This window comes from Streptomyces azureus, assembly GCF_001270025.1.
Classification (GTDB): domain Bacteria; phylum Actinomycetota; class Actinomycetes; order Streptomycetales; family Streptomycetaceae; genus Streptomyces; species Streptomyces azureus.
Map to the genome: position 1 here is coordinate 64,860 of NZ_DF968218.1, position 12,413 is coordinate 77,272.

At 71.4% G+C, this 12,413-nt stretch carries 9 protein-coding genes; 6 read left to right on the forward strand and 3 right to left on the reverse strand.

Annotated elements, in window-relative coordinates; translation table 11 throughout:
* Nucleotides 1-9: 9 nt before the first annotated feature.
* Together AOQ53_RS06665 and AOQ53_RS06670 are read right to left on the reverse strand one after the other, a co-directional pair.
* The gene (locus AOQ53_RS06665) at nucleotides 10-642 is read right to left on the reverse strand and encodes a hypothetical protein (RefSeq protein WP_059415819.1); all 633 of its coding nucleotides are present in this window, start codon (nucleotides 640-642) and stop codon (nucleotides 10-12) included.
* A 257-nt stretch (nucleotides 643-899) separates the two neighbouring features.
* The gene (locus AOQ53_RS06670; protein ID WP_059415821.1) at nucleotides 900-2,963 is read right to left on the reverse strand and encodes a mannosyltransferase YkcB-related protein; all 2,064 of its coding nucleotides are present in this window, start codon (nucleotides 2,961-2,963) and stop codon (nucleotides 900-902) included.
* A 145-nt stretch (nucleotides 2,964-3,108) separates the two neighbouring features.
* On the opposite strand from AOQ53_RS06670, the gene AOQ53_RS06675 reads away from it, so the two are divergent.
* Together AOQ53_RS06675 and AOQ53_RS06680 are read left to right on the forward strand one after the other, a co-directional pair.
* The gene (locus AOQ53_RS06675; protein WP_059415823.1) at nucleotides 3,109-3,960 is read left to right on the forward strand and encodes a serine hydrolase; all 852 of its coding nucleotides are present in this window, start codon (nucleotides 3,109-3,111) and stop codon (nucleotides 3,958-3,960) included.
* 86 nt (nucleotides 3,961-4,046) lie between these two features.
* Nucleotides 4,047-5,072: an esterase-like activity of phytase family protein gene (locus AOQ53_RS06680; RefSeq protein ID WP_059415824.1), complete on the forward strand. Its 1,026-nt coding sequence runs from the start codon at nucleotides 4,047-4,049 to the stop codon at nucleotides 5,070-5,072.
* A 639-nt stretch (nucleotides 5,073-5,711) separates the two neighbouring features.
* Here AOQ53_RS06680 and AOQ53_RS06685 read toward each other — a convergent pair.
* Nucleotides 5,712-6,308, reverse strand: a complete 597-nt coding sequence (locus AOQ53_RS06685; protein WP_059415825.1) for an SACE_7040 family transcriptional regulator — start codon at nucleotides 6,306-6,308, stop codon at nucleotides 5,712-5,714.
* 86 nt (nucleotides 6,309-6,394) lie between these two features.
* On the opposite strand from AOQ53_RS06685, the gene AOQ53_RS06690 reads away from it, so the two are divergent.
* From AOQ53_RS06690 to AOQ53_RS06705, 4 genes are read left to right on the forward strand one after another with little or no spacing between them, the layout of a single operon-like run.
* The gene (locus tag AOQ53_RS06690; protein ID WP_059415826.1) at nucleotides 6,395-8,011 is read left to right on the forward strand and encodes a carboxyl transferase domain-containing protein; all 1,617 of its coding nucleotides are present in this window, start codon (nucleotides 6,395-6,397) and stop codon (nucleotides 8,009-8,011) included.
* Nucleotides 8,012-8,025: 14 nt separating this feature from the next.
* Nucleotides 8,026-9,942 (forward strand): ATP-binding protein, encoded by a 1,917-nt coding sequence (locus AOQ53_RS06695; protein ID WP_059415828.1) that lies wholly within the window; start codon nucleotides 8,026-8,028, stop codon nucleotides 9,940-9,942.
* Complete coding sequence (locus AOQ53_RS06700; RefSeq protein WP_059415830.1) at nucleotides 9,939-10,889, forward strand: hydroxymethylglutaryl-CoA lyase; 951 nt, start codon at nucleotides 9,939-9,941, stop codon at nucleotides 10,887-10,889. Before AOQ53_RS06695 ends, AOQ53_RS06700 begins: the two co-directional genes overlap by 4 nt.
* A gap of 5 nt (nucleotides 10,890-10,894) precedes the next feature.
* Nucleotides 10,895-12,055, forward strand: a complete 1,161-nt coding sequence (locus tag AOQ53_RS06705; protein ID WP_059415833.1) for an acyl-CoA dehydrogenase family protein — start codon at nucleotides 10,895-10,897, stop codon at nucleotides 12,053-12,055.
* Nucleotides 12,056-12,413 lie beyond the last annotated feature (358 nt).

The window sequence follows — 12,413 nt, forward strand, 5'->3', positions numbered from 1 at the left end:
GGCGGTTTCCTACATGCCGTCGCGGACCATCGCGGCGACGATGCGGACGTGGCGGTCGGCCGCCGTGTTCGACATCTCGTTCTCGTAGTTCAGGCCGTAGGGCCAGAAGTGGCCGCCGCCGGTGGAGATCTTCGCGCCGGAACCGTCGTACTGCTTGACCAGCGCGGTCGCCTGTCCGCCGGTCCAGGTGCCGCTGCCGCCGAGGCGGGACCAGCCCGAGCTGGTGCCCACGCCGACGGTGTGGGCGATCTCGTGCAGGGCCGTCCGCTCGGTCATGTAGCTGCGGTTGCTGCCGAAGCGGATGGTCCCGTTGATGTTGCCGTCGGCGGTGGGGACGCCCGGCTCGTAGCGGACGGTGATGGTCTTGCCCAGGTCGCTGAGGTTGTTGTAGCGGGCCACCGCCGCGTTCATGGCCCGGGTGATGGCGTCGTAGGCGGTGCGCTGGTCCTCGGTGGGGTTGCTCGCCCGCACGAGGGACCAGGTGATGGTGGCCGCGGCGGCGCGTTCGCGGGCCGGCGTGGGTGCGGTCCGGGAAGTCGGGGTGGTCTGAGGGGTGGCGGCCTGGGCGACAACCGGGGCGGCCAGTAGGGCGGCGGTCAGCGCGGCTATGAGTGCCGTGCGGGGCGCCTTGCGTGGGCTCATTGAGGATCCTCCTGTGGGGGGTGGCCGTGACAAAGCTGCTTGCGAAACTTCGTACGGCGTTCGGGATCTCAGACATGCGAAGCCGCTGTCGGCATCAGATCGGAGGCAACGAAATCCCTTCGCTGACGCGGCAGTTGGCGCGCTGTCGACGCAAGTATTCCGATGGGAAAGGCGGCGTCAAGAGTTTCGGCAGGGGCCAGTGGAACGGCCCCCGACCAAGCTCAGGGGTCGGGGGCCGTTCACCGGTGTCGCGGGGATCAGCTGACGTCGGACGGGTCGAGACGGTAGATCGTCGACTGGCTCGACTGAGACGAGGAGTTGGGACTGGAGTTGGAGTCGGCGTCCTTCACGGCCGTGCCGTGTTTCTGCACCCACGCGGTGACCTCGGAGCCGAGGGAAGAGTCACCGCCGGGGCCGCCGCCCATGCCTCCGCCGAGTTGGACGTAGTGCAGTTCGCCCTTCTTCACCAGCTCCTTGAGCTTGGCGAGCGTCATCGCCCTGTCGCTGCCGGACCAGCCCCACATGGAGATGACGGGCTCCCCGCTGCTCACGATGAGCTGGGCGGCACTCTGCGAACTGGACACGGCCAGCAGCCACCTGGCGCCGTCCTGGTGCTTCTTCAGGTACGAGATGAGCTCACTGCCGACGCTTCCGCCCATGCCGCCGGGCCGGCCACCGGTGGGCGCCTCACCACCCGGGAAGCCACCGCCCGCCTGGGCGTTGCCCCCCTGAGCCCCACCACCCGGCATCGCCCCACCACCGGGCACTACCGAGCCACCGCCCGGGAAGTCCCGGCCGCCACCGCCGCCACCGCCACCGGGCCCGCCGAATCCACCGCCCGTCGACGGTCCCGCCGTCGGGTTCGTACCGCCCATGCCGCCGCCCGACCCGGACGGCACCGACCAGGCGTACGCGGCCGGTCCCGCCACCGCCGCGACCACAGCCGCGGCCACGGACACGGCCAGCAGCCGAAGCCCTGAGGCGCCGGAGCGGAAGACGAACAGGCCGACGAGAGCGAGGGCCATGACGACCAGGACCGAAGGCCACAGCCAGGTGTTCCAGCCGGAGGCCCGCCGCAGCAGCACCGCCGCCCAGACAGCCGTGACACCCAGCCCGAGGGGCAGCACCCACACCCACCGCCGGTCCGTACGGAAGGCGCGCAGCAACAGCACACCGCCGCCTCCGCACAGCGCCGCGATGCCCGGGGCGAGCGCGGTCGTGTAGTACGGGTGCATCGTGCCCTCGGCCAGTGCGAACGTCAGGTAGTGCAGGGCGGTCCAGCCGCCCCACAGCACGAGCGCGGCCCGGGTGAGGTCCGTACGCGGAGCGCGCCCGCACAGGACGAGCCCGCCGACGAGCGCGATGCCCGCGAAGGGGATGAGCCAGGAGATCTGGCCGCCGAGGATGTCGTTGAACATCCGGCCGAGACCGGCGGTACCGGAGAAGCCGCCACCACCGCCGCCACCGCCGTTGCCCTCACCGCCGAGGATCCGGCCGAGGCCGTTGTAACCCGTGATCAGGTTCCAGGCGGTGCCGTCCGTGGAACCGCCGATGTACGGCCGTTCGGAGGCCGGGACCAGCGACACGGCCGCGGCCCACCAGAAGCTGGAGACGGCCAGTGCCACGGCGGCCAGGGCCAGGTTCACGGCCTTCTTGCGCCAGCCGAGCCGGGACGCGTACACGTACACGGCAAAGACGGCGGGCAGCGCGATGTAGCCCTGGAGCATCTTGGTGTTGAAGGCGAGCCCGAAGCAGGCCGCCGAGCCGAGCAGCGGCAGCAGCCGCCCGTTGCGTACCGCGCGCAGGGCGAGCGCCGCGCCGGACACCATCAGGAACACCAGCAGGGTGTCGGGGTTGTTGTCCCGGTTGATGGCGACCGTGATCGGGGTGAGGGCCAGGACGAGGGCCGCGACGGCCGCCGCCGCGTGCCCGAACACCCGCTTCACGGAGGCGTGCAGGATCCAGATCGTGGCGAGCGCGGCCACGATTATCGGCGCCATCATCTGCCAGGTGCCGTAACCGAAGACCCGGCACGACAGGCCCATGACCATCAGCGCGAGCGGCGGCTTGTCGACGGTGAGGAAGTTCCCGGCGTCCAACGAGCCGAAGAACCAGGCCTTCCAGCTCTGCGTGCCGCTCAGCACGGCGGCGCTGTAGAAGCTGTTCAGGCTGGAGCCGGACAGGTTCCAGGAGTAGAGCACCGCCGCCAGGGCGAGGATCGCGAGCAGCACGGGGAGCGACCAGCGCGGGGCGGCCCGTTCCCCCGGCGGGGGTGAGGGCGGCACGGCGGTGCGGAGCTGGGGTTCGGTGGCAGATGTCACCTCAGCATCGTGGACAGCCGTGATGGGTGGCCGCTGTGACGAAGCTGGTTCGTTCCTGTGAAACCGCACAGCGCCCGGTAACGACTCGCACAAACCATCGCCAAGTCGCACAACCTTTACCTCGTCCCGATGAGTCATGGGGTGCATGACTTCTGGGATATCCCGCCGCGCGAGAGTGCTGGCGGCGGCCGCGGGTACGGGCGTGCTCGTGCCGCTCGTCGCCGCCGCCACGCCCGCTGCCGCCGCCACTCCGGCCGTGACCTGTACGTCCGCCGAGGCCGGCCTCGCCGCCAAGCTGAAACAGGACATCAGCGCCGCGCTCGCCACCCGCAAGGGCACCGTCGCGGTCGGCCTCCACGACCGCAGCACGAACACGACCTGCACCCTGCGCGCGGGCACCGCCTACGACTCGGCCAGCGTCGTCAAGGTCACCGTCCTCGCCACGCTGCTGTGGGACGCGAAGAAGACGAACCGGTATCTCACCGACCGCGAGAACACCCTCGCCAAGGCCATGATCACCAAGTCGGACAACGCCGCGACCTCCACCTTGTGGAAGCAGCTCGGCATGACGAAGATCAAGGGCTTCCTCACCGCCGCCGGCATGACCCAGACCAAGCCCGGCGCGAACGGTTACTGGGGCCTGACGCAGATCACCGTCACCGACGAGCAGAAACTGCTGAAGCTCCTGACCGCCAAGAACACGGTCCTGAGCGACAACTCCCGCGCCTACGTCCTCAAGCTGATGGGCCAGGTCGTCTCGTCCCAGCGGTGGGGCACGCCGTACGGAGTGCCGTCCGGCGTCACCGTGGCCGTGAAGAACGGCTGGCTGCAACGCGCCACGAACGGCTGGCGGGTGCACAGCGTCGGCGCGTTCAAGGGCGGCGGCCACGACTACATGATCACCGTGCTCACCCACGGCAACAGCACCATGAACTACGGCATCGCGACCATCCAGGCGGTGGCCAAGGTCATCCACAAGGACCTGGCCGCGAGCTGACCATCCGTCCGCGGAGGCCTCGCCGCGACCTGACCCTTCACCGCGCGGCCTACCCGGCGTCACCGGCCCGCCCTACGGTGACGCCCATGCCCCTGAGAACCCACCTCGCCCTCCTCACCGCGGGCCTGGCGGCGGCCACGTGCCTGACCGCCGTCGGCCCCGCCCAGGCGCACACCCGGAACGCCTGCTCGCCGACCGTCTCCATCGACGGCTACTCCGACGCGCTCGACAAGACGACGTACGAGAACACCTACGTCGGCAACTTCTCCGCGCTGGCCGTGGACGGTGGCGGCTCCCTGGCCGCCCTCTCCGACCGCTCGTCGCTCTTCCGCCTGGACGCGACGACGCTGAAGCCCCGCTCCGTGGTCCCGCTCACCGACGAGAACGGCACCGCGCTCGACTCCGAGGGCCTGGCCGTCGACCGCGACGGCACGTATCTCGTCTCCTCCGAGACCGAGCCCTCCATACGCCGCTACTCCCCCACCGGCAGGCTCCTCGACCGCCTCCCGGTCCCGGAAGCGCTGCGCGTGAGCCCCGCGGGCCGCGCCCAGCCCAACGGCACCTTCGAGGGCCTGACCCTGCTCCCCGGCGGCCGCACACTGCTGGCCTCCATGGAGTACGCGCTCTCCGGCGACGACTCGACGATCGTCCGCTTCCAGACCTGGCGCAGGACACCGCACGGCCACTTCACCCTCGCCGCCCAGTACGCCTACCGCGCGGACCCGGGTCTGGGCGTCCCCGAGATCCAGGCGATCCCCGACGGCCGCCTCCTCGTCCTGGAGCGCGGCTTCACCTCCGGCGTGGGCAACACGGTCCGCCTCTACCTGGCCGACCCGCGCCGGGCGACGGACACGAGCGGCATCGAGACCCTCCCGGCCCGCCCCGAGGCCCGCTTGATCAGGAAGACCCTCCTCACCGACCTCGTGACCTGCCCCTCCCTCGGAGCGACGGCCAAGCAACCCCAGCCGAACCCGCTCCTCGACAACATCGAGGCCATGACGATCACGGGCCGGACGAAGAACACCCTGAAGGTCCTCCTGGCCAGCGACGACAACGAGAACACGACCCAGACGACCCGCTTCTACGCCCTTCGGGTGAGGACACCGGCCTAGTGCCCCGGCAGGCAACGTTTGCCCGTCAAGGAGCGGCGTCCGGTGCGTGCTCTGGGGATACCCCCTGCTCGAAGAGCTCGGGGGAGTGCCGGCCGGAAGCCCTCGTACTGGATGTGCTTGGTCTTTCGGCCGGTGCGGCGAGAGGGCGTGCAGGGCGTCGCGACGGGGCGAACGTTGCCTGCCGGGGCACCAGACCCACCCGGCCGTCCACGGCGGAACCCTGCCGCGCCTGCTACGAAGCGCGGCCGTGACGGGCGCCCGGCCGCTCGCTGATCCACTCTCCGAGCGGTCGGGCAGCGGCTCCGGGGCCGCCGGGGGTGCGGGGCCTCTGTCGGGGGCATAGGGGGCGAAGCCCCCGCCGGGAGGCGCAGGGAGCGAAGCCCCCGCCGGAGTTCGGGGCGGAGCCCCGGGACAAGTTCAGCCTCTCGTCCAACCGCTTCGGGCGGGCGGGCAAAGGCCGGGGCGCAGAGGGCGACGCCCTCGCCGGGGCCCAGGGCGGAGCCCCGAGGTGAGGGCACCTCTGGTCCGACTGGTTCGGGTGGGCGGATGGAAAAACCCCCGGGGGTGCGGGGGCGGAGCCCCCGCGCGACGTCAGCCTCCTGGCCGACAGCTACGGGCGGGTAGGTGGGCAAACCCCCGCTAAAGCCCCACCGCCGCGAACGCCCCCCGAGCCATCCGGTGCAACAGCTCCGCCGTAGCCCCCCGCCCGGGCAAAGACCCCGCCCTCCCCAGATGCGGCGTCGAGTTCAGCAGCCCGAACACCGAGTGCACAGCCGACCGAGCCGCAGGCTCCCCCAACCCGGGATACACCTCGCGCACCACACCCACCCACAGCTCCACGTACTGCCGCTGAAGCTGCCGCACCATCTTCCGGTCGCTGTCCCGGAGGCGATCCAGCTCCCGATCGTGCAGGGTGATCAGAGGCCGGTCGTCGAGCGCGAAGTCGATGTGCCCCTCGATCAGCGAGTCGAGGACCGCCTCCGCCCCCGCACCCCCGTCCGCCTCCGCCACCCGCCGCTTCGCCCCGGTCAGCAACTGCCCACTGATCCCCACCAGCAGCTCCGCGAGCATCGCGTCCTTGCCCGCGAAGTGCCGGTACAGCCCGGGCCCGCTGATCCCGACAGCGGCACCTATCTCGTCGACTCCGACCCCGTGGAAGCCCCGCTCGGCGAACAGCCGGGCAGCCTCCTTGAGGATCTGCTCGCGTCGGGTGGGGGCGTCGGTTCTCGTGGCCATGAAATCAATTCTAGACAGGGAGGTTAGCGGTCGTTAACCTGAAGGAAATGCGTTAACGCTCATTAACAAGGTGAGGGGACCGCAGGATGCACGAGGCACCGGAGCTCACGAGCGCGGCAGACCCCGCGTCGGAGGCCTTTCGGGCCAACGAGGAGGCGCATCGCACCCTCGTGGAGGAGCTGCGCACCAAGCTGGCCACGGCGGCCCAGGGCGGCGGCGAGAAGGCCCGCGCCCGCCACACCGCCCGCGGCAAGCTGCTCCCCCGCGACCGTGTCGACACCCTCCTCGACCCGGGCTCACCCTTCCTGGAGCTGGCCCCGCTCGCGGCCGACGGGATGTACGAGGGCCAGGCCCCGGCCGCCGGCGTCATCGCCGGCATCGGCCGGGTCAGCGGCCGCGAAACCGTGATCATCGCCAACGACGCCACGGTCAAGGGCGGCACGTACTACCCGATGACGGTCAAGAAGCACCTCCGCGCCCAGGAGGTCGCCCTCGACAACCGCCTCCCCTGCGTCTACCTCGTGGACTCCGGCGGCGCCTTCCTCCCCATGCAGGACGAGGTCTTCCCGGACCGCGACCACTTCGGCCGGATCTTCTACAACCAGGCCCGCATGTCCGGCGCCGGCATCCCCCAGATCGCCGCCGTCCTCGGCTCCTGCACGGCCGGCGGGGCGTACGTCCCGGCGATGAGCGACGAGGCGGTGATCGTCCGCAACCAGGGCACGATCTTCCTGGGCGGCCCGCCCCTGGTGAAGGCGGCCACGGGCGAGGTCGTCACGGCGGAGGAGCTCGGCGGCGGCGAGGTCCACTCCCGCGTCTCGGGCGTCACGGACCACCTCGCGGAGAACGACGCGCACGCGCTCCGCATCGTCCGCACCATCGTCTCCACCCTCCCCGCTCGCGGCCCCCTCCCCTGGGAGGTGACGGAGGCGGTCGAGCCGAAGGTCGACCCGCACAGCCTGTACGGCGCGGTCCCGGTGGACTCCCGCACCCCGTACGACGTACGGGAGGTCATCGCGCGCGTGGTCGACGGCTCCCGTTTCGCCGAGTTCAAGTCCGAGTTCGGCCAGACCCTGGTCACGGGCTTCGCCCGGATCCACGGCCACCCGGTGGGCATCGTCGCCAACAACGGCATCCTGTTCTCCGAGTCCGCCCAGAAGGGCGCCCACTTCATCGAGCTGTGCGACCAGCGCGGCATCCCGCTGGTGTTCCTCCAGAACATCTCCGGGTTCATGGTCGGCAAGGACTACGAGGCGGGCGGCATCGCCAAGCACGGCGCCAAGATGGTCACGGCCGTGGCGTGCACACGCGTGCCGAAGCTGACGGTCGTGGTGGGCGGCTCGTACGGCGCGGGAAACTACTCGATGTGCGGCCGGGCGTACTCCCCCCGCTTCCTGTGGATGTGGCCGAACGCCAAGATCTCCGTCATGGGCGGCGAGCAGGCCGCCTCGGTCCTCGCGACCGTCAAGCGGGACCAGCTGGAGGCGCGCGGCGAGTCCTGGCCGGCCGAGGACGAGGAGGCCTTCAAGGCCCCGGTCCGCGCCCAGTACGAGCGCCAGGGGAACGCCTACTACGCGACGGCCCGCCTCTGGGACGACGGTGTGATCGACCCGCTGGACACCCGGCAGGTCCTGGGCCTGGCCCTGACCGCGTGCGCCAACGCGCCCCTGGGTGACCCCCAGTTCGGCGTCTTCCGGATGTGAGGGGACGGACGACGATGTTCGAGACAGTGCTTGTGGCCAACCGGGGCGAGATCGCCGTACGGGTCATCCGTACGCTGCGGTCCATGGGCGTGCGCTCGGTGGCCGTCTTCTCCGACGCGGACGCCGACGCCCGGCATGTCCGCGAGGCGGACACGGCGGTCCGGATCGGACCGGCCCCGGCGTCGATGAGCTATCTGTCGGTGGAGCGCCTGCTTCAGGCGGCGGCGCGCACCGGCGCCCAGGCCGTCCACCCCGGCTACGGCTTCCTCGCCGAGAACGCCGCCTTCGCGCGCGCCTGCGCCGAGGCCGGCCTGGTCTTCATCGGCCCTCCGGCGGACGCGATCTCCCTCATGGGCGACAAGATCCGCGCCAAGGAGACGGTCCGGGCGGCCGGAGTGCCGGTCGTCCCCGGCGGACGCGACCCCGAACTGGCCGACGCGGCCCGCGAGCTGGGCGCGCCCGTGCTGCTGAAGCCGAGCGCGGGCGGCGGCGGCAAGGGCATGCGCCTGGTGCGGGACCTGACCCGGCTGGAGGAGGAGATCGCCGCGGCCCGCCGCGAGGCCCGCGCCTCCTTCGGCGACGACACGCTCCTGGTCGAGCGCTGGATCGACCGCCCCCGCCACATCGAGATCCAGGTCCTGGCCGACGGCCACGGAAACGTCGTCCACCTCGGGGAGCGCGAGTGCTCCCTCCAGCGCCGCCACCAGAAGATCATCGAAGAGGCGCCGAGCGTGCTCCTCGACGAGCCGACGCGCTCCGCGATGGGCGAGGCGGCGGTCCAGGCGGCCCGGTCCTGCGGCTACCGGGGGGCCGGCACAGTCGAGTTCATCGTCCCGGGCAGCGACCCGTCCTCGTACTACTTCATGGAGATGAACACCCGCCTCCAGGTGGAACACCCGGTCACGGAGCTCATCACCGGCCTGGACCTGGTCGAGTGGCAGCTGCGGGTGGCGGCCGGCGAGCCCCTGGCCTTCGCGCAGGAGGACGTGCGGCTGACGGGTCACGCGGTGGAGGCCCGCATCTGCGCCGAGGACCCGGCGCGCGGCTTCCTCCCCTCCGGCGGCACGGTCCTGCGGCTCCGCGAACCGCAGGGCGACGGCATCCGCACCGACTCGGGCCTCACGGAGGGCACGGAGGTCGGCAGTCTCTACGACCCGATGCTCTCGAAGGTGATCGCGTACGGCCCCGACCGCGCGACCGCGCTGCGCAAGCTCCGTTCGGCCCTGGCGGAGACGGTCACGCTCGGGGTGCAGACCAACGCCGGCTTCCTGCGCCGGCTGCTCGCCCACCCGGCGGTGGTCGCCGGCGACCTGGACACCGGGCTGGTCGAGCGGGAGGTCGAGGGACTGGTCCCGACGGGGGTACCGGAGGAGGTGTACGAGGCGGCGGCGGCCGTACGCCTGGACGCGCTGACGCCCGAGCCCGGCGGCTGGACGGACCCCTTCTCGGTCCCGAGCGGCTGGCGACTGGGCGGGGAGCGGAAACCGCCCGCCTTCCACCTCAGGGTCCAGGACCCCCTGGAGTACACCCCGCGCGGCACCGGCACGGTCACCGGCGACCGGGTCTCGGTGACGCTGGACGGCGTCCGCCACACCTTCCACCGCGCCGCCGACTGGCTCGGTCGCGACGGCGACGCCTGGCACGTGCGCGACCACGACCCGGTGGCCGCGTCCCTGAGCCGCGCGGCCCACGCGGGCGCCGACTCGCTGACGGCGCCCATGCCGGGCACGGTGACGGTGGTGAAGGTCGCCGTCGGCGACGAGGTGACGGCGGGCCAGAGCCTGCTGGTGGTGGAGGCGATGAAGATGGAGCACGTCATCTCCGCCCCGCACGCCGGCAAGGTCACCGAACTGGACGTGACCCCGGGCTCGACGGTCGCCATGGATCAGGTGCTGGCGGTCATCGCACCCCACGAGGAGGCGGAGGAATGACAGTCGACGGTCTCCCGATGGTGGTCCCGGCCGCGGGCCTCCCCACCCGCGTCCGCATCCACGAGGTGGGCGCGCGCGACGGCTTGCAGAACGAGAAGGCGACGGTCCCCACGCAGATCAAGGCGGAGTTCGTCCGCCGCCTGGCCGAAGCGGGCCTGACGACGATCGAGGCGACGAGCTTCGTCCACCCCAGGTGGGTCCCCCAACTGGCGGACGCGGAACAGCTGTACCCCCTGGTCGGCGACCTTCCGGTGGCGCTGCCGGTGCTGGTCCCGAACGAACGCGGACTGGACCGCGCCCTGGCCCTGGGCGCCCGGCGGGTGGCGGTCTTCGCCAGCGCCACGGAGTCCTTCGCCAAGGCCAACCTCAACCGCACGGTGGAGGAGGCACTGGCGATGTTCGAACCGGTGGTGAGCCGGGCGAAGGCCGAGGACGTCCACGTCCGCGGCTACCTCTCCATGTGCTTCGGCGACCCGTGGGAGGGCGCGGTCCCGGTCCCCCAGGTGGTGAAGGTGTGCCGGGCCCTGCTGGACATGGGCTGCGACGAACTGAGCCTGGGCGACACGATCGGCGTGGCGACCCCGGGCCATGTGGTCGCGCTCCTCGCGGCTCTCGACGAAGCAGGAATCCCGCCCTCCGCCCTCGGCGTCCACTTCCACGACACGTACGGCCAGGCCCTCGCCAACACGCTCGCGGCCCTCCAGCAGGGGGTCACGACGGTCGACGCCTCCGCGGGTGGCCTGGGCGGCTGCCCGTACGCCAAGTCGGCGACCGGCAACCTGGCCACCGAAGACCTCGTGTGGATGCTGCGGGGCCTCGGCATCGAAACCGGAATCGACCTCGGTCGCCTCGTCGCCACCAGCGCGTGGATGGCCACCCACCTGGGCCGACCCAGCCCGTCCCGCACCGTCCGAGCCCTGTCCCACGAGGACACCGAGGAGCAGTGATCACCATGGACTACCGTCTCTCCCCCGAGTTGGAGGAACTCCGCCGCACGGTCGAGGAGTTCGCGCACGAGGTCGTGGCGCCGAAGATCGGCGACCTCTACGAGCGGCACGAGTTCCCGTACGAGATCGTCCGGGAGATGGGCCGCATGGGCCTGTTCGGGCTGCCGTTCCCCGAGGAGTACGGCGGCATGGGCGGCGACTACCTGGCCCTGGGCGTGGCCCTGGAGGAACTGGCGAGGGTGGACTCCTCGGTGGCCATCACGCTGGAAGCCGGAGTCTCCCTGGGCGCGATGCCCGTCTACCGCTACGGCACGGAGGCCCAGAAGCGGGAGTGGCTCCCCCGCCTCTGCTCCGGCGAACTCCTGGGCGCGTTCGGCCTGACGGAGCCGGACGGCGGCAGCGACGCGGGCGCGACCCGCACGACGGCCCGCCTGGACGAGTCGACGAACGAGTGGGTGATCAACGGCACGAAGTGCTTCATCACCAACTCGGGCACGGACATCACGGGCCTGGTGACGGTCACGGCGGTCACCGGCCGCACGCCGGACGGCAAGCCGCTCATCTCCTCGATCATCGTCCCCTCCGGCACGCCGGGCTTCACCATCGCGGCCCCGTACTCGAAGGTCGGCTGGAACGCCTCGGACACCCGCGAGTTGTCCTTCTCGGACGTCCGGGTCCCGGCGGCGAACCTGCTGGGCGAGGAGGGCCGCGGTTACGCCCAGTTCCTCCGCATCCTCGACGAGGGCCGCATCGCCATCGCGGCCCTGGCGACGGGCCTGGCACAGGGCTGCGTCGACGAATCCGTCAAGTACGCCAAGGAACGCCACGCCTTCGGCAAGCCGATCGCCGCCAACCAGGCCATCCAGTTCAAGATCGCCGACATGGAGATGAAGGCGCACACGGCCCGCCTCGCCTGGCGCGACGCGGCAGCCCGTCTGGTGTCCGGCGACCCGTTCAAGAAGGAAGCGGCGCTGGCCAAGCTCTACTCCTCCACCATCGCCGTGGACAACGCCCGCGAGGCCACCCAGATCCACGGCGGCTACGGCTTCATGAACGAGTACCCGGTCGCCCGCATGTGGCGCGACTCCAAGATCCTCGAAATCGGCGAGGGCACGAGCGAGGTCCAGCGGATGCTGATCGCACGGGAGTTGGGGCTGGTGAGCTGAGGCCCCGCGCCGGCGGCCGTCGCCGACGACGGCGTGGCCGTCGGCCCTCCCCAAAGGGGGAAGTCCGGCGGCGACTTCGTCGTACGGGTACCGGTCACCGAGCTGCCGGCCGGACTGTGGACGGGGCAACTAGGGCTCGGTCTCTTGGGCGTTGGCCCTGCCGCCGGTTCCCGCGAACGTCGCCCCCGCCAAGCGGCGGCGGCGCGTCGCCTCACGTCGTGGGCGAACTCGCTGCCGAGAAGCTCGGCGTACGCTCTCGTGATTCGGATCACTGCCCGGGCGGGCATCCACGCCCCCTCCTCGGGCACAGGCACCAGGGCCCCTCTGGACACAATCTGAGGTTAGGCTAACCTAAGCC

Excerpts from the sequence above, each read along its gene's own strand:
- AOQ53_RS06680 (WP_059415824.1), top strand. The coding sequence starts at position 4,047 with ATGCCCCTGAGAACCCACCTCGCCCTCCTCACCGCGGGCCTGGCGGCG.
- AOQ53_RS06685 (WP_059415825.1), bottom strand. The coding sequence starts at position 6,308 with ATGGCCACGAGAACCGACGCCCCCACCCGACGCGAGCAGATCCTCAAG.
- AOQ53_RS06695 (WP_059415828.1), top strand. The coding sequence starts at position 8,026 with ATGTTCGAGACAGTGCTTGTGGCCAACCGGGGCGAGATCGCCGTACGG.
- AOQ53_RS06705 (WP_059415833.1), top strand. The coding sequence starts at position 10,895 with ATGGACTACCGTCTCTCCCCCGAGTTGGAGGAACTCCGCCGCACGGTC.
- AOQ53_RS06690 (WP_059415826.1), top strand. The coding sequence starts at position 6,395 with ATGCACGAGGCACCGGAGCTCACGAGCGCGGCAGACCCCGCGTCGGAG.
- AOQ53_RS06700 (WP_059415830.1), top strand. The coding sequence starts at position 9,939 with ATGACAGTCGACGGTCTCCCGATGGTGGTCCCGGCCGCGGGCCTCCCC.
- AOQ53_RS06665 (WP_059415819.1), bottom strand. The coding sequence starts at position 642 with ATGAGCCCACGCAAGGCGCCCCGCACGGCACTCATAGCCGCGCTGACC.
- AOQ53_RS06675 (WP_059415823.1), top strand. The coding sequence starts at position 3,109 with ATGACTTCTGGGATATCCCGCCGCGCGAGAGTGCTGGCGGCGGCCGCG.